At 72.4% G+C, this 25,446-nt stretch carries 23 protein-coding genes and 2 tRNA genes; 10 read left to right on the top strand and 15 right to left on the bottom strand.

Features of this window, described 5'->3' with window-relative positions; genetic code table 11:
* Positions 1–8 precede the first annotated feature (8 nt).
* From ABD091_RS12630 to ABD091_RS12585, 10 genes are all read right to left on the bottom strand, one after another.
* On the bottom strand, positions 9–1,040 hold the full coding sequence (locus ABD091_RS12630) for a UDP-N-acetylmuramate dehydrogenase (protein WP_343918916.1): 1,032 nt from the start codon (positions 1,038–1,040) through the stop codon (positions 9–11).
* Positions 1,033–1,422, bottom strand: a complete 390-nt coding sequence (locus ABD091_RS12625; RefSeq protein WP_343918914.1) for a MaoC/PaaZ C-terminal domain-containing protein — start codon at positions 1,420–1,422, stop codon at positions 1,033–1,035. The genes ABD091_RS12630 and ABD091_RS12625 overlap by 8 nt, the downstream gene beginning before the upstream one ends.
* A complete protein-coding gene (locus tag ABD091_RS12620) occupies positions 1,419–1,820 on the bottom strand; it encodes an FAS1-like dehydratase domain-containing protein (RefSeq protein ID WP_343918912.1) in 402 nt (133 codons plus the stop codon). The genes ABD091_RS12625 and ABD091_RS12620 overlap by 4 nt, the downstream gene beginning before the upstream one ends.
* 99 nt (positions 1,821–1,919) lie before the next feature.
* Complete coding sequence (rpmG, locus tag ABD091_RS12615; RefSeq protein WP_343918910.1) at positions 1,920–2,090, bottom strand: 50S ribosomal protein L33; 171 nt, start codon at positions 2,088–2,090, stop codon at positions 1,920–1,922.
* 40 nt (positions 2,091–2,130) lie between these two features.
* Positions 2,131–2,204 (bottom strand) — tRNA-Met (locus ABD091_RS12610).
* A 49-nt stretch (positions 2,205–2,253) separates the two neighbouring features.
* Positions 2,254–2,326: transfer RNA gene (locus tag ABD091_RS12605), tRNA-Thr, on the bottom strand.
* Between the two features lie 62 nt (positions 2,327–2,388).
* Positions 2,389–3,789, bottom strand: coding sequence for an amidase (locus tag ABD091_RS12600; RefSeq protein ID WP_343918908.1), 1,401 nt, complete (start codon positions 3,787–3,789; stop codon positions 2,389–2,391).
* 9 nt (positions 3,790–3,798) lie between these two features.
* A complete protein-coding gene (locus tag ABD091_RS12595; RefSeq protein ID WP_343918906.1) occupies positions 3,799–4,383 on the bottom strand; it encodes a DNA-3-methyladenine glycosylase I in 585 nt (194 codons plus the stop codon).
* Positions 4,380–5,345: a pirin family protein gene (locus tag ABD091_RS12590; RefSeq protein ID WP_343918904.1), complete on the bottom strand. Its 966-nt coding sequence runs from the start codon at positions 5,343–5,345 to the stop codon at positions 4,380–4,382. The genes ABD091_RS12595 and ABD091_RS12590 overlap by 4 nt, the downstream gene beginning before the upstream one ends.
* A 15-nt stretch (positions 5,346–5,360) precedes the next feature.
* A complete protein-coding gene (locus ABD091_RS12585) occupies positions 5,361–7,715 on the bottom strand; it encodes an FdhF/YdeP family oxidoreductase (RefSeq protein WP_343918902.1) in 2,355 nt (784 codons plus the stop codon).
* An 82-nt stretch (positions 7,716–7,797) separates the two neighbouring features.
* Here ABD091_RS12585 and ABD091_RS12580 point away from each other — a divergent pair, with 82 nt between their 5' ends.
* On the top strand, positions 7,798–8,973 hold the full coding sequence (locus ABD091_RS12580) for an alkene reductase (RefSeq protein ID WP_343918900.1): 1,176 nt from the start codon (positions 7,798–7,800) through the stop codon (positions 8,971–8,973).
* Positions 8,974–9,028: 55 nt separating this feature from the next.
* Here ABD091_RS12580 and ABD091_RS12575 read toward each other — a convergent pair whose 3' ends face one another.
* Positions 9,029–10,255 carry a homogentisate 1,2-dioxygenase gene (locus ABD091_RS12575; protein ID WP_343918898.1) on the bottom strand — a complete coding sequence of 409 codons (1,227 nt, stop codon included), beginning with the start codon at positions 10,253–10,255 and terminating at the stop codon, positions 9,029–9,031.
* Between the two features lie 173 nt (positions 10,256–10,428).
* Between ABD091_RS12575 and ABD091_RS12570 the strand changes: the two genes are divergently transcribed.
* From ABD091_RS12570 to ABD091_RS12555, 4 genes are read left to right on the top strand one after another with little or no spacing between them, the layout of a single operon-like run.
* On the top strand, positions 10,429–10,881 hold the full coding sequence (locus ABD091_RS12570) for an NAD(P)H-dependent oxidoreductase subunit E (protein ID WP_343918896.1): 453 nt from the start codon (positions 10,429–10,431) through the stop codon (positions 10,879–10,881).
* Positions 10,878–12,392: a formate dehydrogenase beta subunit gene (locus ABD091_RS12565; RefSeq protein ID WP_343918894.1), complete on the top strand. Its 1,515-nt coding sequence runs from the start codon at positions 10,878–10,880 to the stop codon at positions 12,390–12,392. Before ABD091_RS12570 ends, ABD091_RS12565 begins: the two co-directional genes overlap by 4 nt.
* Positions 12,389–15,214 carry a formate dehydrogenase subunit alpha gene (fdhF, locus tag ABD091_RS12560; protein ID WP_343918892.1) on the top strand — a complete coding sequence of 942 codons (2,826 nt, stop codon included), beginning with the start codon at positions 12,389–12,391 and terminating at the stop codon, positions 15,212–15,214. The genes ABD091_RS12565 and fdhF overlap by 4 nt, the downstream gene beginning before the upstream one ends.
* A complete protein-coding gene (locus ABD091_RS12555) occupies positions 15,211–15,483 on the top strand; it encodes a formate dehydrogenase subunit delta (RefSeq protein WP_343918890.1) in 273 nt (90 codons plus the stop codon). The genes fdhF and ABD091_RS12555 overlap by 4 nt, the downstream gene beginning before the upstream one ends.
* A 9-nt stretch (positions 15,484–15,492) precedes the next feature.
* Here the strand turns inward: ABD091_RS12555 and ABD091_RS12550 are convergent, their stop codons facing one another.
* On the bottom strand, positions 15,493–15,798 hold the full coding sequence (locus tag ABD091_RS12550) for a WCX domain-containing protein (protein ID WP_343918888.1): 306 nt from the start codon (positions 15,796–15,798) through the stop codon (positions 15,493–15,495).
* Between the two features lie 35 nt (positions 15,799–15,833).
* On the opposite strand from ABD091_RS12550, the gene ABD091_RS12545 reads away from it, so the two are divergent.
* From ABD091_RS12545 to ABD091_RS12535, 3 genes are all read left to right on the top strand, one after another.
* Positions 15,834–16,223 (top strand): VOC family protein, encoded by a 390-nt coding sequence (locus tag ABD091_RS12545; protein ID WP_343918886.1) that lies wholly within the window; start codon positions 15,834–15,836, stop codon positions 16,221–16,223.
* Between the two features lie 147 nt (positions 16,224–16,370).
* Positions 16,371–18,233 carry an ABC transporter ATP-binding protein gene (locus tag ABD091_RS12540; protein WP_343918884.1) on the top strand — a complete coding sequence of 621 codons (1,863 nt, stop codon included), beginning with the start codon at positions 16,371–16,373 and terminating at the stop codon, positions 18,231–18,233.
* Positions 18,230–20,155: an ABC transporter ATP-binding protein gene (locus ABD091_RS12535; protein WP_343918882.1), complete on the top strand. Its 1,926-nt coding sequence runs from the start codon at positions 18,230–18,232 to the stop codon at positions 20,153–20,155. The genes ABD091_RS12540 and ABD091_RS12535 overlap by 4 nt, the downstream gene beginning before the upstream one ends.
* Here ABD091_RS12535 and ABD091_RS12530 read toward each other — a convergent pair.
* The 3 genes from ABD091_RS12530 to ABD091_RS12520 form a co-directional block, all read right to left on the bottom strand.
* Positions 20,152–20,970, bottom strand: coding sequence for an alpha/beta fold hydrolase (locus ABD091_RS12530; protein WP_343918880.1), 819 nt, complete (start codon positions 20,968–20,970; stop codon positions 20,152–20,154). The two genes, ABD091_RS12535 and ABD091_RS12530, sit on opposite strands and share 4 nt — an antisense overlap.
* Before the next feature lie 16 nt (positions 20,971–20,986).
* On the bottom strand, positions 20,987–21,550 hold the full coding sequence (locus ABD091_RS12525) for a DJ-1/PfpI family protein (protein ID WP_343918878.1): 564 nt from the start codon (positions 21,548–21,550) through the stop codon (positions 20,987–20,989).
* Between the two features lie 83 nt (positions 21,551–21,633).
* A complete protein-coding gene (locus ABD091_RS12520; RefSeq protein WP_343918876.1) occupies positions 21,634–22,419 on the bottom strand; it encodes a GntR family transcriptional regulator in 786 nt (261 codons plus the stop codon).
* Between the two features lie 173 nt (positions 22,420–22,592).
* Here ABD091_RS12520 and ABD091_RS12515 point away from each other — a divergent pair, with 173 nt between their 5' ends.
* Both ABD091_RS12515 and ABD091_RS12510 read left to right on the top strand, forming a co-directional pair.
* Positions 22,593–23,867: an iron-containing alcohol dehydrogenase gene (locus ABD091_RS12515; RefSeq protein ID WP_343918874.1), complete on the top strand. Its 1,275-nt coding sequence runs from the start codon at positions 22,593–22,595 to the stop codon at positions 23,865–23,867.
* Positions 23,864–25,339, top strand: a complete 1,476-nt coding sequence (locus ABD091_RS12510; RefSeq protein WP_343918872.1) for an NAD-dependent succinate-semialdehyde dehydrogenase — start codon at positions 23,864–23,866, stop codon at positions 25,337–25,339. The genes ABD091_RS12515 and ABD091_RS12510 overlap by 4 nt, the downstream gene beginning before the upstream one ends.
* Positions 25,340–25,446: the final 107 nt, after the last annotated feature.

The raw sequence follows: 25,446 nt of genomic DNA, 5'->3' as shown, positions 1-25,446 counted from the left end.
GACCAGTGCTAGAGCTCGCAGCCCACGAGGACCGGCTCGTTCACCAGCCGGATGCCGTAGGCCGCCTCGACCCCGTCGCGCACCTCGCGGGCCAGCGACAGCAGCTCGTCGGTGGTCGCCCCGCCGCGGTTGGTGAGGGCGAGGGTGTGCTTGGTCGACAGCGCCGCCGCTCCGCCGCGGTCGAGCCCGTGGCCCTTGCCGAACCCGGCGTGGTCGATCAGCCACGCGGCGCTGGTCTTGACCCGGCCGTCCGGCTGCTCGAAGGCCGGCGCGCCCTGCGGCAGGTCGGCGGGGTCGACGAACGGGTTGGTGAAGAACGAGCCGGCGCTCCAGGTGTCGTGGTCGTCGGGGTCGAGCACCATGCCCTTGCCGCGGCGCAGGCCGAGGACGGCCTCGCGCACGGCGCGCAGCGGCGCCCGCCCGCCGATCTCGACGCCGAGCGTGCGGGCGAGCTCGGCATACGCCACGGGCGCCCCGAGGTCACCCTGGCGGAGCTGGAAGGTGACGTCGAGCACGACGTGGCGCTGCGGGTCCGCCTTGAAGCGGGAGTGGCGGTAGGCGAACCCGCAGTCGGCGCTGGCGAAGGTCCTCACGCCGCGGAGCACGCGGTCCCAGACCCGCACGGTGGCGATCGTCTGGGACACCTCCTGGCCGTAGGCACCGACGTTCTGGATCGGGGTCGCACCGGTCGAGCCCGGGATGCCGGAGAGCGCCTCGACGCCGACCCAGCCGCGGTCGACGGCCGTGGCGACCACGTCGTCCCAGGCCTCGCCGGCGGCCACGGTGACCATCACCCCGCCGCACGACACCCCGTCCTCGACGTCGGGGGCGATGCCGGTCGTGGCGACCTCGACGACGACGCCCCGGAAGCCGTCGTCGGCGACGACGACGTTGGAGCCGCCGCCGAGCACGAGCACCGGCTCGCCGGCCTCGTCGGCGGTGGTCACCGCCTCGACCAGCTCGGCCTCGCTGGTGGCACGCACCCAGCGGTCGGCAGGGCCGCCCAGCCGCAGGGTGGTGTGGTCGGCGAGGTCAGGCACGCACGACTGCCTTGGGCATGCCGAGGACCTTCTGGCCACCGCTGGTGACCTCGAGGGCGAGCGTGGCCAGACCGTCCTCGACCTTCTTCACGGTGCCGGCGACGACGACGTCGATGCCGCCCGCGGCGGGCACCACGACGGGGTTGGTGAACTTGCAGCCCAGCTCGACGACCTCGGCGCCGCCGGTCCACTCGGCGACCGCCCGCGCGGCCAGGGCCATCGTGAGCATGCCGTGGGCGATCACACCGGGCAGGCCGACCGACTCGGCGACGGACTGGTCCTGGTGGATGGGGTTGTGGTCGCCGCTGGCGACCGCGTAGCGCACGAGGTCGTCGCGGGTGACGTCGTAGGTGACCGTCTCGAAGCGGTCGCCGGCGTTCACGCGTCGGCTCCCTTGTGGACGAGGGTGGCCGAAGTGGAGCAGACCACGACGCCCTCGGCGTCGGTGATCTCGCTGGTGGTGCCGATGATGTCGGCGCCGCCGATCTGGCGCAGGCTCGCGACGGTCAGGGTGGCGGTCAGCTCGTCGCCGGGGCGGACCGGGCGGGTGTAGGAGAACCGCTGCTCGCCGTGGACGATCCGGTAGAGGTCGACCTGCTCGGCGTCGAGGAAGGCGTTCATCGCGTCGAAGGCGAGCACGATCGGGTAGGTGGCCGGCGCCGCTCCCCCGTCGTAGGCCGCGCCGGTGGCCTCCACGAAGGCGCGGACGTGGTCCTCGGTCACGGTGAAGGGCGCGGTCGGCGGGAAGCTGCGGCCCACCAGTCCCTGGTCGATCGGCATGGCCACCACCCTAGGGCCCGGCCGGGGGCGCCGGAAAAGACGCCGACCCGCCCGGTGTCACCGGACGGGTCGAGGCAGGACCTGCGAGGGGATCCGCGGTCAGCGGGTCTCCTTGTGGGTCGTGTGCTGGCGGCAACGGGGGCAGAACTTCGACAGCTCGATCCGGTCGGGGTCGTTGCGCCGGTTCTTCTTCGTGATGTAGTTGCGCTCCTTGCACTCCTGGCAGGCCAGGGTGATCTTGGGGCGAACGTCGGAGCTCTTGCTGGCCACGGGAAGTCCTTCTGGTTGTCCTGCTGTGCGTCTGTCTGAGTAGCGGGGGCGGGACTCGAACCCGCGACACCACGATTATGAGCCGTGTGCTCTAACCACCTGAGCTACCCCGCCACCGGGACGTGGTGCCGACCCTCCGCGTGGAGGCCCGAACCCGACCCAGAGCCCCTTTACGGAATCGAACCGTAGACCTTCTCCTTACCATGGAGACGCTCTGCCGACTGAGCTAAAGGGGCAACGACCGAGAACAGTACACACTCCCCGCGGTGGTCATGAAATCGGGATGAGGGGGCCTCGCTCAGGCGTCGATCCGGGCCCACGGGGCCGCCTCCTCGAGCTCCAGGGAGAGCTCGAGCAGCAGGTCTTCCTGGCCCCAGCCGGCGGCCAGCATCATCCCCTGGGGGAGCCCGTCGGACGTCGTCGCGAGGGGCAGGCTGACGGCCGGGTCGCCGGTGGCGTTCTGCATCGGCGTGAAGGCCACCCAGGCGAGCAGCCGCTCGATGATCGTGTCGTAGTCCTGGCGGGGGTCGAGGTGTCCGACGAGCGGCGTCTGCGTCGCGAGGGTCGGGGTCAGCAGCACGTCGTGGTCGGCGTAGAAGTCGCGGCTCATCTGCTTGGTCGCCCGCAGCCGGCGTACGGCGCCGGGCAGCCGGTGGAGCCTGCGCTGGGCGTGCCGCGCCAGGCCGTGGGTGAGGTGGTCGAGCCGGGTGGGGTCCCAGGTCGGGCCGAAGCTGCGTCGGCCGCCCCTCACCATCGCCAGCGCGAGGAAGGCCCAGTAGAGGAGGAAGTCGTCGCGCAGCGAGTCCGGCAGCGGGTTGGCGACCCGCTCGACGCGGTGGCCGAGGCCCTCGAGGAGCGAGGCGGTCCGCAGCGTGAGGTCGGTGACCTCCGGGCTGGCGGAGGTGCCGATGCCGTCGGTCACCACCGCGACCCGCAGCCGGGTCCGGCCGGGGCGGCTGACGTCCCCGAGCGGCGGGAGCCGGAGGTCGCGGTAGACCCGCTCGGCCTCGCGGTAGAACGCCGCCTGGTCGCGCACGCTGCGGGTGAGGACACCGTCGGAGACGATCCGCACCGGCATCTGGCGGTGCATCGCGTCCTGCGCGAGCCGGCCGCGGGTGGGCTTGAGGCCGACGAGGCCGTTGACCGAGGCCGGGATCCGGATCGACCCTCCGCCGTCGTTCGCGTGGGCGATCGGGACGGCGCCCGCGGCGACCAGCGCCGCCGAGCCGCTGGAGGAGGCCCCCGCCGTGTGGGCGGTCGACCACGGGCTGCGGACCGGTCCCTGCCGGGCGTGCTCGGTGACGGCGTTGAAGCCGAACTCGGAGAGCCGGGTCTTGCCCAGGGGCACCAGCCCCGTCGCGAGGTACATCCGGGCGAAGTCGCCGTCGGCCGGTCGCGGTCGCGCCTCCCAGGCGTCGGCACCGTGGCGGGTCGGCAGCCCGGCGACGTCCACGTTGTCCTTGACGAAGGTCGGGACGCCGGCGAAGAAGCCGCCGCGCGGATCCGACGCGCGGGCGCGGGCCCCCGCCGGGTCGGCGTGGGCGACCGCGCCGAGCCGGTCGTCGACCGCCGCCGTGCGGGCCAGGGCGGCCTCGACGAGCTCGGGGATCGACACCCGCCCCTCGGCGAGCTCGTCGGCGAGGCCGACCGCGTCGTGGTGGCCGAAAGCGTCGTCGGAGAAGGCATGCACCCGGGTCATGGGCCGAGGCTACTGAGCGGCGACTCCGCGTCGGTGGCAGCCCACGAGGTGGTCGTCGACGAGGCCGATCGCCTCCATCAGCGCATACATGGTGGTGGGGCCGACGAACACGAACCCCTCCTTCTTCAGCGCCTTGGCGAGCGCCACCGACTCCGGCGACGTGGTCGGCACGTCCGCCGTGGTCGCCGGCGGGTCGGCGGGAGCGGGCCGGAAGCCCTCGACGAACGCCTCGAGCCCGCCCTTGCCCCGCAGCTCGACCGTGGCGCGGGCGTTGGTGATCGCCGCGTCGACCTTGAGCCGGTTGCGGACGATGCCGGCGTCGGCCATCAGCCGCGCCCGATCGGCGTCGTCGTACGCCGCCACCACCTCGGCGTCGAAGCCGGCGAAGGCGGCGCGGAAGCTCTCGCGCTTCTCCAGGATGGTGCGCCACGAGAGGCCGGACTGGAACGCCTCGAGAGTCAGCCGCTCGAGGTGGGCGGACTCGCCGTGGATCGGCACGCCCCACTCGGTGTCGTGGTAGTCGCGGTTGACGTCGTCGCCGGCCCCCCAGGGGCAGCGCGCGAAGCCGTCGGCGCCGACGACGGCTCCGCTCACCGGCGTTCCTTGAGCCGGGCGTTGGGGAGCCCGGGGGCGGGGATCCGCTCCATCGGGTTGTCGACGACCCCGAAACGGCCGTCGCCACCCTCCTCGACCTGGCGCTGCCACTCCTCGCGGTAGCCGACGACCTCCTCGTGGGTGCGGCCGACGAAGTTCCACCACATGACGATGGACGCGCCGAACGGCGGGCCGCCGAGCACCAGCAGCCGGACGGGTTCGCTCCCGGCGGCGAGCCGGAGCGACGTCCGTCCCGGGGCGACGTAGGCGAGGTCGGCGGTCTTCGTCTCCTGTCCGCAGACCTCGACGACGCCGGTGTCGACGAGGACGCCGTGCTCGAACGCCTCGTCGACGTCGAGGTCGACGACCGTCCCGGCCTCGAGCAGCAGCTCGGCCCCGAGCAGCGGGGTGTGGGTGGTGACGGGCGACGTCGAGCCGAGCAGCGAACCGAGGAAGACGCGGGCCTCCCACCCGTCGCCGGCCACCGGCTCCGGGGCGTGGTGCTCGAAGCCGGGGTCGGCGTCACGGGTCGCGTCGGGCAGGGCGACCCACAGCTGGGCGCCGTGGAGGACCTCGGTGGCGGGCGTCGACACCTCGCTGTGACTGATGCCGCGACCGGCGGTCATCAGGTTGACCTCGCCGGGACGCACCATCGCGTGGTGGCCCGCGGAGTCGTGGTGCTCGACCTCGCCGGTGAACAGCCAGCTCACCGTCTGCAGCCCGGTGTGGGGGTGCGGGGCGACGGACATCCCGCCGGTGTCGGACACCCGGTCGGGCCCGTAGTGGTCGACGAAGCACCACGCCCCGATCAGCGAGCGGTGGCGCTGCGGCAGCGTGCGGCGTACGCGCATCGCCCGGGGCCCGCCGAGCGGCACCTCCCGCGCCGTCAGGACCTCGACCTCGTCGGCCGCGGCGCAGGGGTCGAGGTGCAGCTCGTCGGGGTCGCGCTCGGGGTTGGTCACCTCACCATTGTGACGTCAGGACAGCTGGTCGGGGTCCGTGGAACGCTTCGTCCCCGTCCCCGGGGTGTCGTGGCCGTCCCCGCTCGGGGCGTCGGGGCCGGGCGGCTCGAGCCGGACCACCACCGACTTCGAGGACGGGCAGTTGCTGCCCTCCGCGACGTGGTCGAGCGCGATCAGCGGGTTCGTCTCCGGGTAGTAGGCCGCCGCGCAGCCGCGCGGCTGGTCGTAGCCGACCACGCGGAACGCCTCGGCGCGCCGCTCGCCGTCGTCCCACTCGCTGACCAGGTCGACCCGACCACCCTCGACCAGGCCGAGAGCAGCGATGTCGTCGGGGTGGACGAAGACCACGCGGCGGCCCCCCTTGATCCCGCGGTAGCGGTCGTCGAGGCCGTAGATCGTGGTGTTGAACTGGTCGTGGGAGCGCAGCGTCTGGAGCAGCAGCCGCCCCTCGGGCACGTGGAGCACGTCGGTGGGACTGACGGTGAACTTCGCCTTCTCGACGTCGGTCGGGAAGGCCCGCGAGTCGCGCGGCGGGTGGGGCAGGACGAACCCGCCCGGCTGGTCGACCTTCGCCTCGTAGGCCTCGCACCCGGGCACGACCCGGCCGATGCGCCGCCGGATCCGGGTGTAGTCGTCGCGGAGATCGGCCCAGGGGACCACGTGGTCCTCGCCGAGCGTCGCGAGGGCGAGGCTGCAGACGATGTCGACCTCGGAGCGGAGGTGGGAGGACGGAGGGGAGAGCGGACCCTGGGACGCGTGGACCGAGGAGACCGAGTCCTCGACGGTGACGCGCTGGGCCCGGCCGCCGGTGTGGTCCTTCTCGCTGCGCCCGAGGGCCGGGAGGATCAGCGCCTCGCGACCGTGGACGACGTGGGAGCGGTTGAGCTTGGTCGAGACGTGGACCGTGAGCTCGGCGCCGCGCATCGCGGCCTCCGCGACCGCGGTGTCGGAGATCGCCCCGACGAAGTTGCCTCCCATGCCGAAGAACACCTTCGCCCGGCCGTCGCGCAACGCCTTGACCGCGTTGACGCTGTCGAGGCCGTGCTCGCGGGGTGACTCGATGCCGAACTCGGCGTCGAGGGCGTCGAGGAAGCTGTCGGGCACCTTCTCCCAGATCCCCATGGTCCGGTCGCCCTGGACGTTGGAATGGCCGCGGACCGGGCAGACGCCGGCGCCGGGCTTGCCGATGTTGCCCTGGGCGAGGGCCAGGTTGGCGATCTCCTTGATGGTCGCGACGGCGTTGCGGTGCTGCGTGATGCCCATCGCCCAGCAGAAGACCGTGGCCTGCGAGTCGCGCAGCATCTCGGCGGCGGCGCGGATCTCGGACCGGTCGAGCCCGGTCGCGCGGTCGACGGCGTCCCAGTCGAGCTCCTTGATGTGGGCGGCCCACTCCTCGAAGCCGTGGCCGTGCCGCTCGACGAAGTCGCGGTCGATCGCGTCCCACTCGAGCAGGTGGAAGGCCAGCGCCTGGAGCAGCGCGAGGTCGCCGTTGACCCGCACCGGCAGGTGGAGGTCGGCCAGGCCGGTGCCGTTGCCGACGACGCCCCGGACGTTCTGGGGGTTGTGGAACCGGACCAGGCCCGCCTCGCGCAGCGGGTTGACCGCGAGGATCTTCGCGCCGTTGCGCTTGGCCTTCTCGAGCGCGGTGAGCATGCGCGGGTGGTTGGTGCCGGGGTTCTGGCCCATGACGACGAGCAGCTCGGCGGTCTCGATGTCGCGCAGCGTCACCGAGCCCTTGCCGATGCCGATGACCTCGTCGAGGGCGACGCTGGTCGACTCGTGGCACATGTTCGAGCAGTCGGGCAGGTTGTTGGTGCCGAGGGAGCGGGCGAACAGCTGGTAGACGAAGGCGGCCTCGTTGGAGGTCTTGCCGGAGGTGTAGAAGACCGCCTCGTCGGGCGTGGCGAGGCCGCGCAGCCGCTCACCGAGCATCGAGAACGCGGCGTCCCAGCCGATCGGCTCGTAGTGGGTGGCGCCGTCGCGCAGCACCATCGGCTGGGTGATGCGGCCCTGCTGGCCCAGCCAGTAGTCGGTGCGTTGCTCGAGCTCCGCGACCGGGTGGGCGGCGAAGAAGTCGGGACCGACGGTGCGCTTGGTGCCCTCCTCGGCGACCGCCTTGGCTCCGTTCTCGCAGAACTCCGCGGTGTGGCGGTGGCCGGCCTCGGGGTCGGGCCAGGCACAGCCCTGGCAGTCGAAGCCGTCGACCTGGTTGAGCTTCAGCAGACCCTTCGTCGCGCGCAGCGGACCCATCTGCTCGATGGTCCGCTTCATCGCGACCGCCACGGCCGTCACCCCCGCAGCGGCGTCGCTGGGGAGGCTGACATCGAGGTCGGCCTCGTCGATGTCCTCGGCTGGAGCGCGTCGGGTCATGGGTTCCATCCTCACCCACGCTCCAAGGTGACTCGGCTCACCCCCGGGAATGACCCGGCGCCCGCCGCCCGTTGCACCCCGCGTGGCTGACCTCTTCGACGAGCTGACGATCGGCGCCGTTCGCGCGCCCCACCGGGTCCTGATGGCCCCGCTGACCCGGATGCGCGCCCCCGCCCCCGACCACCTGCCCAACGGGCTCATGCGCGAGTACTACGCCCAGCGCGCCTCGGCCGGGCTGCTGGTCAGCGAGGGCACCCAGATCTCCCCCGAGGGCCAGGGCTACGCCGACACCCCGGGCATCCACAGCGACGCCCAGGTCGCCGCGTGGCGCGACATCACCGACGGCGTGCACGAGGCCGGCGGCCGGATCGCCGCGCAGCTCTGGCACACCGGCCGGGTCAACCACCCCTCCCTCCACGGTGGTGAGCCGTCGGTGTCGGCCAGCGCGATCGCCTCGGGCGGGCGTACCTCGGTCCTCGGCGCGGACGGAAGGGTCACCCGCGCCGACTCCCCCGCACCACGGGCCCTCCTCGGCAGCGAGATGCCGCGCGTGGTCGAGGACTACCGCCGCGCGACCGCCAACGCCCGCGAGGCCGGCTTCGACCTCGTCGAGGTCCACGCGGCCCACGGCTACCTGCTCCACCAGTTCCTCTCCCCGAACAGCAACCACCGCGACGACTCCTACGGGGGGTCGCCGGCCAACCGGGCTCGACTGCTCACCGAGGTCGTCGACGCCGCGGTCGCCGAGTGGGGCGCGGACCGGGTCGGCGTCCGGATCTCCCCCGTCGGTGCCTTCAACGGTGTCGAGGACCCCGCCGGTGAGGCCACCGGACTGCTGGTCGCCGAGCTGCTCGCCGAGCGCGACATCGCCTTCCTCCACCTCTCCGAGCCCGACTGGGTCGGCGGGGACCAGCTGACCGACGGCTACCGCGAGCGGCTGCGGGAGGCCTTCCCCGGTGTCATCGTCGCCGCCGGCAGCTATGACCTCGCCAAGGCCGAGCGCGTGATGTCGCAGGGCTTCGTCGACGCCGTCGCCTTCGGTCGTGCCTTCATCGCCAACCCGGACCTGCCGCGTCGGCTCCAGGACGGGCTGCCGCTGAACGACCCCGACAAGGCGACCTTCATCGCCAACCCGGACCTGCCGCGTCGGCTCCAGGACGGGCTGCCGCTGAACGACCCCGACAAGGCGACCTTCTACGGCGGCGACGACGCGGGCTACACCGACTACCCGAGGTACGGCGAGGGCTCGGCGGCCTGACCCGGGCTCTGCGTCAGCCAGATTCGGTCACCGTGACCGATTCTGGCTCTGAGGTCTAGCTGTTGGAGTAGACCGCGGGGCCTCCGTCGCCGTTGTCGGCGTCGGGTCCGCGCCCCGCCCAGCTCCACGCGTAGGCCGGGTCCTCGGCGGCGAGGCCGCCCTCGCCGAGCTCGAGCGGCTTGAAGGTGTCGACCATGACCGCCGACTCCTCGAAGTAGTCGACGCCGAGGGAGGCCTCGATCGCGCTGGGCTGGGGACCGTGGGCGTGGCCGCCGGGGTGGAGGCTGATCGACCCGATGTTGATGCCCGAGCCCTTGCGGGCCTCGTAGTCGCCGCCGACGTAGAACATGACCTCGTCGGAGTCGACGTTGGAGTGGTAGTAGGGCACCGGGATCGCGAGCTCGTGGTAGTCGACCTTGCGGGGCAGGAAGTTGCAGACCACGAAGTTCCAGCCCTCGAAGACCTGGTGGACCGGCGGCGGCTGGTGGACCTTGCCGGTGATCGGCATGTAGTCCTCGATGTTGAACGTGTAGGGGTAGAGGCAGCCGTCCCACCCGACCACGTCGAAGGGGTGGGTGGCATACGTGAGCCGGGTGCCGACGACGCCGCGCGACGTCCGGTGCTTGACCAGCACCTCGACGTCGGTGCCGTCGACGAGGTGGATGGCCGTCGGACCGTGGAGGTCACGCTCGCAGTAGGGCGCGTGCTCGAGGAGCTGGCCGAAGCGGGAGAGATAGCGCTTGGGCGGGTGGAGGTGGCTGTTCGCCTCGATCGCGTAGAGCCGGCTCGGCTCGGCGGGCACCCAGCGGTGGTCGGTCGCGCGCGGCACCACGACGTAGTCGCCGGCCCGGTAGGGCACGACGCCGAAGACGGTCTCCACCGTCCCGCTGCCGGACTGGACGTAGACGCACTCGTCGCCGATGGCGTTGCGGTAGAGCGGTGAGGCCTCGACGCCGGTGACGACGTAGGCGATCCGCACGTCGGCGTTGCCGAGGACGAGGCGGCGCCCCTCGACCGGGCAGGCACCCGCACCGTCCTCGAAGAGCGAGTGGAGCCTCAGGTGGCGCGGCTTGAGCGGGTGGTTGGGGGTCAGAGCCTGGTCGCCGAGCTCCCAGACCTGGCTGTCGACGATCGCCGACGGGACGCCGCGGTGGTAGAGCAGCGAGGAGTCGGAGGAGAACCCCTCCTCCCCCATCAGCTCCTCGCGGTAGAGGTGGCCCTCGGGGTCGCGGTGCTGGGTGTGCCGCTTCGGGGGCACGGTGCCGACCTGTCGGTAGTACATGTCCGTTATCCGATCTTGCTCGTCCGCAATGAGTGCGTTGCTGGGCATCGTGCCACGCGGGTGTTGCGCATGCCGAACCACGAGGCCAAGTGATGGACAGGGGTCCGTCGTACCGTGTGGACTACGGGGTGAGACCCGGGTCACACCCCCGGCCCACCGTCTGCGGAGGCACCTTGACGACCGACTCCCTCAGCACCCACGCGCAACGCACGCGCGCCATCGCGGAGCAGCACCTCGGGGAACGGGGGCCCCTCATGCCCGTGCTCCACGACCTGATGGAGGAGCACGGCCACGTCTCCCGGGAGGACATCGAGGTGGTGGCCGACGTCCTCAACCTCTCGGTCGCCGAGGTCCACGGGGTCGTCAGCTTCTACCACGACTTCCGCACGACGCCGGCCGTGTCGCACACGGTCGCGCTGTGCCGTGCCGAGGCCTGCCAGGCGGTCGGCGCCGAGCAGGTCTTCGTCGACGCCGTCGCGGCCTACGACGCACGCGAGGCCGTCGAGGTGCGCGAGGTCTTCTGCCTCGGCAACTGCGCGCTCGGCCCGAGCGGCATGCTCGACGGCCGGCTCCACGGCCGGCTCGACGCCGCACGGCTCGAGCAGCTGACCCGGGAGTGGTCATGACGACCGTCTGGGTGCCGTGCGACGCGGCGGCGGTCTCCGTCGGCGCCGACGAGGTCGCCGTGGCCCTCGAGGCCGCCGGCGCGACCGTCCGCCGCAACGGCTCGCGCGGGATGCTGTGGGCCGAGCCGCTGGTCGAGGTCGAGACCGACGACGGCCGGGTCGGCTATCCGAACGTCTCCCCCGACGACGCGGCCGACGTGCTCGCGGGCCGCCACGAGTCGCTCGGCGTCGTCGACGACCATCCCTGGCTGACCGGCCAGCGCCGGGTCTCGTTCGCCCGGGTCGGCGTGATCGACCCCCAGGACATCGAGGGCTTCGAGGCCCAGGGCGGCTGGGCCGGCCTGCGGAGGGCGCTGGCGATGACGCCCGCCGAGGTCGTGCAGGAGGTCACCGACTCCGGCCTCCGCGGCCGCGGCGGTGCCGGCTTCCCGGCCGGCATCAAGTGGAAGACGGTGCTCGAGGCGCAGGCCGACCAGAAGTTCGTCGCCTGCAACTTCGACGAGGGCGACTCCGGCACCTTCGCCGACCGGATGGTCGTCGAGGGCGACCCGTTCACGCTCATCGAGGGCATGGCGATCGCGGCGTACGCCGTCGGCGCGAGCGAGGGCTACGTCTACGTCCGATCGGAGTACCCCCACGCGATCACGGCCCTGCGCCGTGCCATCGAGACCGCCTACACCCACGGCTTCCTCGGTCGCGACGTCCTCGGCAGCGGCCACGACTTCGACCTCCACGTCCGGGTCGGCGCGGGCGCCTACATCTGCGGCGAGGAGTCGTCGATGCTCGAGAGCCTCGAGGGCCGTCGCGGCGAGGTACGGGCCAAGCCGCCGATCCCGGCGCTCAAGGGGCTGTTCGGTCTCCCCACCGCCGTCAACAACGTGCTCACCCTGTGCGCGGTGCCGATGGTGCTGGCGGAGGGCAGCGAGGCCTACGCCGGACTCGGCGTCGGCCGGTCTCGAGGCACGCAGGTGTTCCAGCTCGCCGGCAACGTCGCCCGCGGCGGCATCGTCGAGCTGCCGATGGGCGTCACGCTCCGCGAGCTGGTCGACGACTGGGGCGGCGGCACCCTCACCGGCAGACCCGTCCGCGCGGTCCAGGTCGGTGGTCCGCTGGGCGCCTATGTCCACCCCGACCGCTTCGACGTGCAGATGGGCTACGAGGAGCTCGCCGAGATCGAGGCGATGCTCGGGCACGGCGGGGTCGTCGTCTTCGACGACACCGTCGACATGGCCCGCATGGCGCGCTTTGCCTTCGAGTTCTGCGCGCTGGAGTCCTGCGGCAAGTGCACGCCGTGCCGGATCGGCGCCGTCCGCGGCAAGGAGACGCTCGACCACGTGATCGCCGGACGCGACGTGAGCCGCAACCTCACGCTGGTCGACGACCTGTGCACCACCATGACCAAGGGGTCGCTCTGCGCCATGGGCGGCCTCACCCCGATGCCGGTGCGGAGCGCGATGCGCCACTGGCCCGAGGACTTCGACCGTTCCCAGCTGGAGGGGGCTTCCTCATGACGACCGTGGACGACTGGACCCCGGAGACCGACCTCGGCACGCCGTACGTCGACGGCGAGACCGTCGGCGTCACGATCGACGGCCGCACCGTCGACGTCCCCGCCGGGACCTCGGTGATGCGTGCGGCGGCGCTGGCCGGGATCGAGGTGCCGAAGCTCTGCGCGACCGACTCGATGAAGGCGTTCGGCTCCTGCCGGATGTGCCTGGTCGAGGTCGAGGACGCCAAGGGGGTGCCGGCCTCGTGCACGACGCCGTGCGCGGACGGCATGGTCGTCCACACCGACACCGAGCAGGTCCAGCAGCTGCGGCAGGGGGTCATGGAGCTCTACCTCTCCGACCACCCGACCGACTGCGACGGCTGCGCCCGCGGCAACTGCGAGATCCAAGCCCTCGCCACCCGCGTCGGCTCGGCCGAGGTGCGCTACGGGCTCGGCCAGCAGCACGTCGAGGAGGCCACCGACGCCTCGAACCCCTACTTCGACTACGACCCCGCCGCCTGCATCGTCTGCTCGCGCTGCGTGCGGGCCTGCAGCGACATCCAGGGCACCTTCGCGCTCACCGTCGAGGGCCGCGGCTTCGACTCCCGGATCAGCGCCGGCGGCACCGATTTCCTCTCCTCCGAGTGCGTCTCCTGCGGCGCCTGTGTCCAGGCCTGCCCCACCGACGCGCTCGCCGAGAAGTCGCTGGTCGACCTCGGGATGCCGACGCGGTCGGTCGACACCACCTGCGCCTACTGCGGCGTCGGCTGCTCCTTCCGCGCCGAGGTGAAGGGCGAGGGTGACGACACCCGCGTCGTGCGGATGGTGCCGAGCAAGGACGGCGGCGCCAACGAGGGCCACTCCTGCGTGAAGGGCCGCTTCGCCTACGGCTACGCCAGCCACGACGACCGCCAGATGCACCCGATGGTCCGCGACACGACGGCCGACGAGTGGCGGGTCGTCTCCTGGGAGGAGGCGATCGGCCGGGTCGCCGAGGGGTTCCGGGCGATCCAGGCCGAGCACGGCGTCGGCTCGATCGGCGGCATCTCCTCCTCGCGCTGCACCAACGAGGAGGTCTACGTCGTCCAGAAGATGGTCCGCGCGGCGTTCGGCAACAACAACATCGACACGTGTGCGCGCGTCTGCCACTCCCCGACCGGCTACGGGCTCAACCAGACGTTCGGCACCTCCGCCGGCACCCAGGACTTCAAGTCGGTCGAGAGCGCCGACGTCGTCCTGCTGATCGGCGCGAACCCGACCGACGCCCACCCGGTGTTCGCCTCCCGGATGAAGAAGCGGCTGCGGGCCGGCGCCCAGATCGTGGTCGCCGACCCCCGTCGCATCGACCTCGTCCGTACGCCGCACGTCGAGGCCGCCCACCACCTGCCGGTCCTCCCCGGGTCCAACGTCGCCTTCGTCAACGCGATGGCCCACACCATCGTGACCGAGGGCCTCCACGACGAGGAGTTCCTGCGCAGCCGATGCGAGGGCGTCGACGACTACCTCGCCTTCATCGCGCGCGAGGAGAACTCCCCGGAGTCGACGGCCTCAGCGACCGGCGTGCCGCCGGAGGAGCTGCGGGCGGCGGCCCGGCTCTACGCCGGTGCGCCCAACGCCGCGATCTACTACGGCCTCGGCGTCACCGAGCACAGCCAGGGCTCGACGATGGTGATGGGCATGGCCAACCTCGCCATGGTCACCGGCAACATCGGGCGCGAGGGCGTGGGGGTCAACCCGCTGCGTGGGCAGAACAACGTCCAGGGCTCCTGCGACATGGGGTCCTTCCCCCACGAGCTGCCCGGCTACCGCCACGTCTCCCGCGGCGAGGTCCGTGACATCTACGAGTCGCTGTGGGGCGTCACGATCCAGCCCGAGCCCGGGCTGCGGATCCCGAACATGTTCGACTCCGCGATCGGCGGCAGCTTCCGCGGCCTGTTCGTCCAGGGCGAGGACATCGCCCAGTCCGACCCCAACACCCAGCACGTCGAGGCCGCGCTGTCGGCGATGGACCTCGTCGTGGTGCAGGACCTCTTCCTCAACGAGACCGCGCGGTTCGCCCACGTCTTCCTGCCGGGTTCGAGCTTCCTGGAGAAGGACGGCACCTTCACCAACGCCGAGCGCCGGATCAACCGGGTGCGGCCGGTCTTCCCGAGCCGCGTCGGCAAGGACGAGTGGCGGGTGGTCTGCGAGATCGCGCAGGCGATGGGCTACGACATGCACTACGACTCGGCCGCCGAGATCATGGACGAGATCGCCGCGACCACGCCGACCTTCGCCGGCGTCTCCTTCGCCCGGCTCGACGCCGAGGGCTCGATGCAGTGGCCCGTCAACGACGCGGCCCCCCACGGCACGCCGACCATGCACGTCGGGGAGTTCGTGCGCGGCAAGGGCCACCTCGTCGAGACCGTCTACGTGCCGACCACCGAGCGCACCACCCGGCGCTACCCACTGGTGCTCACGACGGGACGGATCCTCAGCCAGTACAACGTCGGCGCCCAGACGCGGCGTACGGCCAACCAGACCTGGCACCCCGAGGACGTCCTCGAGATCCACCCCGCCGACGCCGAGGTCCGCGGCATCTCCACGGGCGACCGGGTCGAGCTCTCCTCGCGCGTCGGGACGACCACGCTCACGGCCGTCGTGTCGGAGCGGATGCCGGCGGGCGTCGTCTACACGACCTTCCACCACCCGGTGACCGGCGCCAACGTCGTGACGACCGAGAACTCCGACTGGGCGACCAACTGCCCGGAGTACAAGGTCACCGCCGTGCAGGTGGGTGTGGCCAACGCCGAGCAGCGGGCCGACGGCGCCGCAGCCCAGCGCGACCTGGCGGCCCAGCCGTGACCTCCACCTCCCACCAGGGGCTGCCGCCCGAGATCCGGATGGGCAACGACATCGCCCGTCAGCTCGCCCACCTCGACCCCGAGCAGGCGGCCGTGCAGGTCGGCACCCACCTCGAGAAGTTCTGGGAGCCGCGGATGCGACGCCGGCTCCACGAGCTGCTGGCGGCCGGTCACGCCGACGACGCCGACCCGCTGCTGGTCGCCGGGATGCGTCGCCTCGAGCGCGACGCGACCGACGACGCCGAGAGGCGGAAGGCGACCGGCGGCTGAGCCGACCCCTCAGTCGATGCGCCAGGCCTCGCGGAACTCCGAGGGATCGAGGACCTGCAGGTCCTCGCGCACCATCGCGAGCCAGGTCGCGGCGTCGTCGACCACCGGCACCGGGAGCCGGAGCTCCGCGACCCCGTCGTGGCGGCGCCGCACCACGACGTCGGCGGCCCGGCTCAATTCCATGCGCCCGCCGGTCTGGGCGCACCACAGGTCGAGGGCGCCGAGCAGCAGGCGGCGCGCGACCGTGCGCGGGCGTGGCTCGAGGGCCGCCGAGTAGACCTCGCCGGCGTCGTCCACGTCGAGCACACTGGTCACCGTGCCATCGTAGTGAACCGATCCGAGGGGGACCCGTGACCGAGCAGCACCTGACGCCCTACCTCTGCGTCCGCGACAGCCGCGCCGCGATCGAGTGGTACGCCGAGGCGCTGAGGGCGCGCGTCGTCGTGGAGCCGATCGTGATGGACGACGGACGCGTCGGCCACTGCGAGCTCGCGGTCGGGGACGCCCGCTGGATGATGTCCGACGAGTTCGAGGAGGCCGGGGTCGCGCCGCCGGCCCCCGATCGCGGCGCCTGCGCGACGCTCCACCTCGCGGTGGCCGACGTCGACGAGGTGGCCACCGCCGTGGTCGCGACCGGGACACCGCTCACCCGGGGCCCCGAGGACGCCGGCGAGGTGGGCCGCGTCGCGGTCTTCGTCGATCCCTTCGGCCACCGGTGGTTCCTCAACGCGCCCGCTTGAGGTGAAGGGCGCTCGAGGTCCTGGCGTCGGCGCGTGACCCTCAGCACGACGCCGAAAATCCATCGCGGTCCGTCGGCGCCGAGACCTACGCTGGACGACGCGATGCAGACAGATCAGACCAGGGGACTCCGGGACTTCCCCCCCACCGTGACGACGTACTGGTCTCCCGAGGGGGACCGGTCCCTCCAGCCACCCCCCGACGTCACCAGCCCGGTGCGCTTCCTCCGCTGGATCGTCCGCGAGCAGCGCGGGATCGTCTGGATCAACACGGTCCTCGGCGTGCTCTGGCAGCTGCCGCTGATCGCGGGCCCGTGGCTGTTCGGCCGCGCCGTCGACGTCGCGATCCTGCCGGGTGACGGCGCCAAGGTCGGCGAGTTCGCCGGGCTGCTGCTGCTCGTGACCGTGATCGGTGCCGTGTTCGGCATCCTGCTCCACACCCTCATCGTCCGGAGCTGGCTGATCAGCCTCTACGGCACGACGATGCTCGTGACCCGCAAGGCCGCCCAGATGGGCCACGTCCTGCCGCGCCGCTCCCCCACCGGCGAGATCCTCAGCGTCGCCTCGAGCGACTCCGACGAGTTCGGCGCGATGAACGAGATCCTCGCCCGCGCCCTCTCCCAGCTGGTCGCCTTCCTCGCGGTCGCCGCGATCGTGCTGGTCACCTCGCCCCGGCTGGGCCTCGTGGTGCTCGCGGCCGCGCCGATCCTGGTCGGCGTCGCGCTGCCGTTCCTCAAGCCGCTCCACCGCCGCCAGGAGGTCGAGCGCTCGCGCAACTCCGAGCTGACCTCGATGGCGACCGACATCGTGGCCGGGCTGCGCATCCTGCGCGGGATCGGCGGCGAACGGACCTTCGGCCGCAACTACGCCCGCCAGTCGCAGAGCTCCAAGGCCGCCGGCGTCTCGGCCGGCATCTGGCAGGCCGTGATCGAGGCGCTCGGGGTGCTGTTCTCCGGTGTCTTCCTCGTGCTGCTGCTCTGGCTCGGCACCCGGGAGGTGCAGGAGGGCCGGCTCACGATCGGCGAGCTCGTCAGCTTCCTCGGCTACGGGCTCTACCTGATCGGGCCGATCCGGACGTTCTTCGAGTTCGCCCAGAAGATCACCCGGTCGCTGGTCAGCGCGCGCAAGGCCATCGCGATCTTCGAGCCCGAGCCGCCGTGGCGCGACCCGTCCTCTCCGCTCGCCCTCGACCCGGCCGCCGGCCTGGTCGACGACGCCAGCGGCTTCACCGCGCGCCCGGGCGAGCTGACCGTCGTGGTCAACGCCGTGCCCGAGGAGAGCGCCCGGCTCGCCGACCGGCTCGGCCGCTACCTCCCGCCCGACACCGAGCCGATCAGCGAGGAGCCCGAGGAGGGCCTCAAGGGTCGCGCCGCCCGTCGGGCACGGTCCGAGCGCGCCCGGCGCCGGGCCGAGATCGCCGCGCGTGACGCCGAGCGCACCAGCGGCGCCTGGGGCGTCCGGCTCGGCGACGTCGACCTCGCCGCCGCGTCGCTGGGCGACGTACGCCGCACCGTCCTGGTCAGCGACACGACCAGCCAGCTGTTCGCCGGCACCCTGCAGGACGCCGTCGACCCCCACCGCCGGTTGAGCCGCGCGGAGGCCGAGGAGGCGCTGCTCGCGGCCAACGCCGAGGACGTCTACGACGCGATGCCCGGCGGCTGGCAGGGCATCCTCGACGAGCGCGGCCGTGGCCTGTCGGGCGGCCAGCGCCAGCGGGTCGTGCTGGCGCGGGCCCTCGGCATGGACGCACCCGTGCTGGTCCTGGTCGAGCCGACGTCGGCGGTCGATGCCCACACCGAGGCGCGGATCGCCGAGCGGGTCGCGCGGCTGCGCGCGCGGCGTACGACCGTCGTGTGCACGGTCTCGCCGCTGTGGCTCCACCACGCCGACCGGGTCGTGCTGATGGCCGACGGGCGGGTCGTGGCCGAGGGCCGGCACGACGAGCTGCTGTCCGACGACCCGACCTACCGCGAGGTCGTCGCCCGCGCGATGGACGAGGAGGTGACCGCATGAGTGACCTGCTGTCGACGTCCGCCGCCACCTGGAGCGACCACGCCGACGACGCGCCCGTCGTCGACCCGCGACTGCGTCCGCCCGCGGACGCCGCGTGGAACGAGCGCCTCTCCGCGTGGCGCGTGCGCCACCACCTGCGCCGCGACACCGCCGAGCAGGTCTACCGCGACTCGCGCTTCCCCGAGCGGGGCTGGCCGGTCGCGGGTGACCGCGTCGTGTTCCGGTTCTTCCGCGACCTCGTCCTCCAGCGGCGCGGGATGTTCGGCGCGCTGGTGCTGTTCAACGCGCTGGCGGCCGGACTCGGCCTCGTCGTGCCGCGGCTGCTCGGCGACCTCGTCGGACTGGTCGAGGAGGGGCGTGCCGACAGCGGCCGGCTCACCGACCTCGCGCTGCTCGTCGTCGTGGTCGTGCTCGCCCAGGCGCTGATGACCTTCCTCGCCCAGTGGACCTCCACCCTGTTCGGCCAGGACCTGCTGGCCTCGGCGCGCGAGTACGTCGTCCGGACGATCCTGCGGCTGCCGCTGGGGCAGGTCGAGAGCGCGAGCACCGGCGACCTCGTCACGCGCGTGACCCGCGACGTCGGCACGATGAGTCGGGCGGTCCAGTTCGGCCTGCCGATGGCGATCATCTCGCTGCTCACCGTCGTGCTGTCGGTCGTGGCGATGCTCGCCAACTCGCTGCTGCTGGCCGTGCCGTCGCTGCTGGTGATCGGCAGCAGCTACTTCGCCGTGCGCAACTACCTGCGCCGGGCACCCAAGGGCTACATCACCGAGGGCTCGACCTACTCGCGGATCAACACCACGCTGACCGAGACCGTCGAGGGCGCCCGCACCGTCGAGGCGCTGCGGCTCAGCGACCTCCGGGTCCGCCAGGGCGACGACGACATCGAGGTCTCGGCCCAGGCCGAGCGCTACACGATGTCGCTGCGCAACCTGCTCTTCGGCGTCATCGACATGGCCTTCAACTCCCCTCGGGTCGTGACCCTGGTCGTGGGCGCGTGGGGCTACTGGAACGGCTGGGTCGGCCTCGGCGAGATCACGACCGCGATGCTCTACGTCGAGGCGCTGTCGGGTCCGCTCGACCGGCTGGTCGGCGAGCTCGACCGGCTCCAGGTCGGGGCGACGTCGACCGCCCGCCTCCTCGGCATCGCCCAGGTGCCGCAGGACCGGACCCCGGGCGAGGCGCTGCCCGACGGCGTCGAGCTGGTCGGCGAGGACCTGCGGTTCGCCTACCGCGAGGGCCATGACGTGCTCCACGGCGTCGACCTGACGCTGCGCACGGGTGAGCGACTGGCGATCGTCGGTCCGTCCGGCTCGGGCAAGTCGACGCTGGGCCGGCTGCTGTCGGGCATCAACCGGCCGCGCACCGGGTCGGCGACGGTCGGCGGGGTCGAGCTGGTCGAGCTGCCGCTGGAGGTCCTGCGCACCGAGGTCGCGCTGGTGACCCAGGAGCACCACGTCTTCATCGGCACCGTCCGCGACAACATCGTCCTCGCCCGCGAGGACTCCTCCGACGACGCGGTGTGGGGCGCGCTGCGCGCCGTCGGCTCCGACGAGTGGGTACGCCGCCTGCCCGACGGGCTCGACACCCGGATCGGCTCGGGCCAGACCGCGCTGACGCCTGCGCAGGCCCAGCAGGTCGCGCTGGCGCGGCTGATCATCGCTGACCCCCACACGCTGGTGCTCGACGAGGCGACCTCGCTGATCGACCCGCGGACCGCCCGGTCGCTGGAGGGGTCGATGAACGCGCTCCTCGAGGGTCGCACGGTCGTCGCGATCGCCCACCGGCTCCACACGGCCCACGACGCCGACCGGATCGCCGTGGTCATCGACGGCGAGATCGCCGAGCTCGGCAGCCACCACGACCTCGTGGACCGGGAGGACGGCGAGTACGCCGCCCTGTGGCGGGCCTGGACCAGCTAGCTCGGTTCGTCGTCGAGGAAGCCGGCCAGCAGACCCTGGAAGGCATCGGGATGCTCCAGCTGCGGTACGTGACCGCACCTGTCGAGCACGTGGACGCGCACGTCCGGGAGGTGCTCGACCAAGGGTGACGTCGCCGTCGCGAGCGGGGTGACCTCGTCGTCAGCCCCGTGGATCAGCAGCACCGGAGCAATCACGGCCGCCAGCAGTGCGGGCGGGAGCGTCAGGTCGTCGACCCACCTCTGCCGTGGTGGCGGGAACAGGGCGGCGTAGGCGGGCGCGCCCGCCTCGATCGCGGCGGCTCGCGACCGGACGGCAGCGTCGGTGACGTGGGACTCGTCGTGCACGAGTGCCTGGAGCACGGCACGCGCACCGGACTCGCCCGGGGTCGTGCCCCAGAGCATGTCGAGCGCCGGCGAGAGCGGAGCGCCCGGAGCGCCCATGGTCGAGACGGCGACGACCTGCGTGACCTGCTGCGGCCGGGAGGCGGCGAGAGCCAACGCCACCGCACCGCCCATCGAGTGGCCGACGACCGCGTAGGAACCGAGACCGAGAGCCTCCATCAGGGCGGCCGCCCGGTCGGTCCACACGCGCAGCCCGCCCCGCGCTCCGGGCGGCAGGGGACTGCCTCCGAAACCTGCCTGGTCGGGAGCCACCAGGCGCCACCGGCCGGCCAGGGCCTCCGCGGTGGTCCCCCAGGCTCCGGACCCGGTCGTGCCGGGTCCGGAGCCGTGGAGCAGGAGCACCGGGGGGCCGACACCGACGTCGAGCACCTCGACCGGGGTGCCCTCGACGCTGACGGCGTGCGACGGGCTCACCCCGGAACCGCCGCCGTCACGTCGAGGCGACCGACTTGTCGAAGACGTCCATCATCGCCCGACCGAACTGCGGCATGTCGGGCCAGCCGCGGCACGACACCAGGTTGCCGTCGACCACGTCGGGAGCGTCGATGACCGTCGCCCCGGCGTTCTCCATGTCTCCCGTGATCGGCGGGAAGCAGGCGGTCTTCCGGCCCTTCATCAGCCCGTAGACCGCGGGCACCTGGGCACCGTGGCACACCAGGGCGATCGGCAGGTCACGGGCGAAGAAGTGCTCCGTGATGCGGCGGACGTCGTCGTCGACCCGGATCCACTCCGGGGCGCGACCCCCCGGGATGATCAGGGCGTCGTAGAGCTCGACGTCGACCTCGGCCCACGGGACGTCGACCGGCAGCTTGCGGCCGTTCTTCTCCACGTAGGCGTCGGAGTCGGGGTCGAATTCGTGGATGACCAGCTGCACGTCGCGCATCGTGCGAGACGCCACGTCGACGTCCCAGCCGCCCTCCTGCACGCGGTAGTAGGGATACATGGTGTCGAGCTCTTCGGCGGCGTCGCCGGTCAGGACCAGTGCTCTGGGCAACTGACTCTCCTTGCGTTCACGGGTGACTGCGCGGGTGCTGCCTCGTCGCAGCGACCGCAGAGATCAAATCCGATCCGATTCGATCAGTGATGCCTAGGATCGCTGGACGGTGCTCCGGCGTCAAGACCCGACGCGTCCTGGACGCGCCCGTCCGCCTCGTCGAAGAGCCGCCGGAACCGGTCGCCGGAGAGCAGGATGTGCTGGCGCATCGCGTAGGCCGCGGCATCGGGGTCCCTCGCGGCGATCGCCGACAGGATCTCGTCGTGCTCACCCATCGCCGCATAGGTGACCTCGCGGTCGTAGAGGAGCCGGAAGAGGTGGACATGGGTGTGCAGTCGACCCAGGGCCTCCCGCACCACCTGGTTGCCCGCGCTGTTGGCGACGAGGTCGTGGAACGCGGCGTCGCGCAGACCGAAGGCACCGTAGGCGAGGTGGCCGTCTCCGGCGGCGAGCTCCTCCATCTCCTCCAGCATCCGCCGGAGCCGTGAAACCTCCTCCGCTGAGGCACGTTCTGCCGCTCGACGCGCTGCTGCGGGCTCCAGCAACAGCCGGATCTCGAGCATGTCCTCGAACCTGACCCGGGTGATGGGTGGCGGGATCCGGTATCCGGCGTGGGGCACCCGCACGACGAGGTCGTCGGCCTCCATGCGGTTCAGAGCGTCGCGGATCGGGGTCTGCGAGACGCCGAGCTCGCGCGCCAGTGCGTCGATCGTGACGCGCGAGCCGGGCACGATCCGCAACGACATCAGCTGCTCGAGCAACGTGTCGTAGACCTCGTCCGCGAGCCGGCCGCGCGCTCGGCCCAGTCGGCGCTGCGACGTGCTCGTCAGGGACGCGAGGTCACCCTCGCTCACCGCGTCGTCGTCCACGTTCCCGTCACGTCCCTTCCTCGCCAGGCAGGAACTCGTCCTGACCACCTGTTGACAGCGGCTGCACCGCTCCCCCATGCTCTCGCACAATCAAATCGTATATGAAATGGGTCAGCAACCCCCGCCCCACCCCCTGGGTCGCGAGGGTCCGCCACCGGAGCACGGGAGATTCCATGAGCACGTTCGGCGTCCTGCGCGGGCCTCGTCAGGTCCTCTTCGGGGCCGGGCAGCGCCACGCCCTGGGCCGGGTGTCCGCAAGCCTCGGGGCACGGGCCCTGGTGTGCACCGACGCCCGGTTCGGCGAGACCCCGGAGTTCGCCGAGCTGGTGGGCCTGATCGAGGCCGCGGGGGTCCACGTCACCTCGTTCACCGAGGTGCTGCCCGACGTCCCTGTGCACCAGGTCGCACAGTGTGCCGAGCTCGCCGCGGCCAGCGACCCTGACGTCGTCATCGGCATGGGGGGCGGCAGCTGCCTCGACCTGGCCAAGGCCGTCGCGGTGGTGCACACCCACGGCGGTCAGGCCTCGGACTACTACGGCGAGCTGCGGGTGCCGGGGCCGGTGCTCCCGGTCATCGCGCTGCCCACCACGGCCGGCACGGGGTCGGAAGTCACTCCGGTCGCCGTGCTGACCGACCCCGAGCGCATCAGCAAGGTCGGCATCTCCAGCCCCTTCCTCATCCCCCACACCGCGATCTGTGACCCGGAGCTCACGCTCGGGTGCCCGCCGGCCCTCACCGCGAGCGCCGGTGCCGACGCTCTCGCCCACGTGATCGAGGCCTTCACCGCGGTCCGGCGCCCGGGGACGGCGGACCTGGCGGGCGAGCGGGTCTTCGTGGGCAAGAACGAGCTCACCGACACCTTCGCCCTGCTCGGGCTGCGCCTGATCTCGGCGAGCCTGCACCGGGCCTGGTCCGAACCCGGGGACGTCGCCGCCCGTGAGGCGATGATGCTGGGCGCGACCGCAGGGGGCTTCGCCCTCGGCACCGCGGGCACCGCCGCCGCCCACGCCATCCAGTATCCCGTCGGCGTGCTGACCCACACCCCCCACGGGGTCGGCGTCGGCACGCTGCTGCCCTACGTCATGGAGTTCAACCGTCCGGCGCGCGTGACCGAGCTGGGGGCAGTCGGTCGGGCCATGGGTCTCGAGCCGGGGGGCTCGGAGGAGGACCTGGCGGACCGGGCCATCGACGGGGTGTCCGACCTGCTGGCCTCGGTCGGGATCCCGGCCACCCTGGCCGACCTCGGCCTCCCGGCCGACCAGCTGCGCTGGACGGCCGAGCAGTCGCTCGGCGCCGAGCGACTGGTCTCGAACAACCCGAGGAGGCTCGACCTCGACGCCCTCGAACGCATCGTCCGGGCTGCCCACGCCGGTGACCGGAAGGCCCTCCGGGAAGCACCGTCACGGCGGTCCGTGCTCGATCCCGCAGCCCCGGCGGCCTCCTCATGACCGCCGTCGACACTGCCCTCGACGTCGTGACCGACGCCCTGGACGTGCCCTCCGGCCTGCTGGTGGGCGGCGCGTGGCGTGACGCCACCGGCCGCCGCCGGCTCGACGTCCACGATCCGGCGAGCGGTGCCGTCCTCGCGACCGTCGCCGACGCCGACCCCGCGGACGCCGCGGCGGCGATCGACGCTGCGTCGGCGGCTGCCCCGGGCTGGGCGGCCACCGCGCCGCGCTGCCGCGCCGAGCTGCTGATGCGGGTCTTCGAGGAGATGCAGGCACGGCGCGAGGAGCTGGCCCTCCTCATCTCGCTCGAGAACGGCAAGTCGCTGGCCGACGCTCGGTCCGAGGTCACCTACGCCGCCGAGTTCTTCCGCTGGTACGCCGAGGAGTGCGTACGCCTGCGCGGCCAGCTCGGCCAGTCCCCCACCGGCGCCAACCGGCTCCTGGTGAGCCACCTGCCGGTCGGCGTCAGCGTGCTCGTCACCCCGTGGAACTTTCCTGCGGCGATGGCGACCCGCAAGATCGCCCCCGCCCTGGCGGCCGGCTGCACGGTCGTGCTCAAGCCCGCGGCCGAGACACCGCTGACGGCGCTCGCGGTCGCCGCACTGCTCGAGGCCGCCGGCCTGCCGCCCGGTGTGCTCAACGTCGTCACGACGTCCCGTCCCGGGCCCGTCGTGGACGCGATGCTCACCGACCCGCGCACCCGCATGCTGTCCTTCACCGGCTCGACCGAGGTCGGACGCCTGCTGCTGCGCACGGCGGCCGACAACGTCCTCAAGTGCGCCATGGAGCTCGGCGGCAACGCGCCCTTCGTCGTCCTGGCCGACGCCGACCTCGAGGACGCCCTCTCGGGCGCGATGGTCGCCAAGATGCGCAACGGCGGACAGGCCTGCACGGCGGCCAACCGCTTCTACGTCCAGGCGCCGGTCCACGACGCCTTCGTCGCGGGCCTCGTGGAACGGATGGCCGCGGTTCAAGTGGGTCCCGGCAGCGACGAGCGCACCGAGTGCGGCCCGCTCGTCGACGAGGCGGCAGTGCGCAAGGTCGACGAGCTCGTGCGCGACGCAGTCGGCCGGGGCGCTCGAGCGGTGCTGGGCGGTCGCCCGGGCGACGGTCCGGGGTCGTTCTACCCGCCCACCGTGCTCGTCGACGTGCCTGCGGACGCGCGTGTCCTGCACGAGGAGATCTTCGGGCCGGTGGCACCCGTCGTGCGCTTCGAGCAGGAGGACGAGGTGCTGACCGCGGTCAACGACACCGCCTTCGGCCTCGTGAGCTACCTCTACACCGCCGACCTCGCTCGCGGCCTCCACCTGGCGGAACGCATCGAGAGCGGGATGGTCGGCCTCAACCGAGGGCTCGTGTCCGACCCGGCCGCACCGTTCGGCGGGACCAAGCAGAGCGGCCTCGGACGTGAGGGGAGCACCGAAGGGCTGCTCGAGTTCATGGAGACGCAGTACGTCGCGACGTCCTGGTGACGTCACCCGATCACCCAGAAGCAACAACACCACAACCACCACGGGCCCCGGCCCGCAGCACGACACACAAGGAAGCAGGAGACAGATGCGGTACGCAAAGCGAGTGG

Origin of the sequence: Nocardioides aestuarii (assembly GCF_039527245.1) — a bacterium.
Classification (GTDB): domain Bacteria; phylum Actinomycetota; class Actinomycetes; order Propionibacteriales; family Nocardioidaceae; genus Nocardioides; species Nocardioides aestuarii.
This window is presented reverse-complemented; position numbering and strand designations above follow the sequence as displayed.

Bases quoted from the DNA above. Each gene is read 5' to 3' on its own strand.
- ABD091_RS12535 (WP_343918882.1), top strand. From the start codon at position 18,230: ATGAGTGACCTGCTGTCGACGTCCGCCGCCACCTGGAGCGACCACGCC.
- ABD091_RS12585 (WP_343918902.1), bottom strand. From the start codon at position 7,715: ATGACCCGACGCGCTCCAGCCGAGGACATCGACGAGGCCGACCTCGAT.
- ABD091_RS12510 (WP_343918872.1), top strand. From the start codon at position 23,864: ATGACCGCCGTCGACACTGCCCTCGACGTCGTGACCGACGCCCTGGAC.
- ABD091_RS12565 (WP_343918894.1), top strand. From the start codon at position 10,878: ATGACGACCGTCTGGGTGCCGTGCGACGCGGCGGCGGTCTCCGTCGGC.
- ABD091_RS12575 (WP_343918898.1), bottom strand. From the start codon at position 10,255: ATGTACTACCGACAGGTCGGCACCGTGCCCCCGAAGCGGCACACCCAG.
- fdhF (WP_343918892.1), top strand. From the start codon at position 12,389: ATGACGACCGTGGACGACTGGACCCCGGAGACCGACCTCGGCACGCCG.
- ABD091_RS12620 (WP_343918912.1), bottom strand. From the start codon at position 1,820: ATGCCGATCGACCAGGGACTGGTGGGCCGCAGCTTCCCGCCGACCGCG.
- ABD091_RS12600 (WP_343918908.1), bottom strand. From the start codon at position 3,789: ATGACCCGGGTGCATGCCTTCTCCGACGACGCTTTCGGCCACCACGAC.
- ABD091_RS12515 (WP_343918874.1), top strand. From the start codon at position 22,593: ATGAGCACGTTCGGCGTCCTGCGCGGGCCTCGTCAGGTCCTCTTCGGG.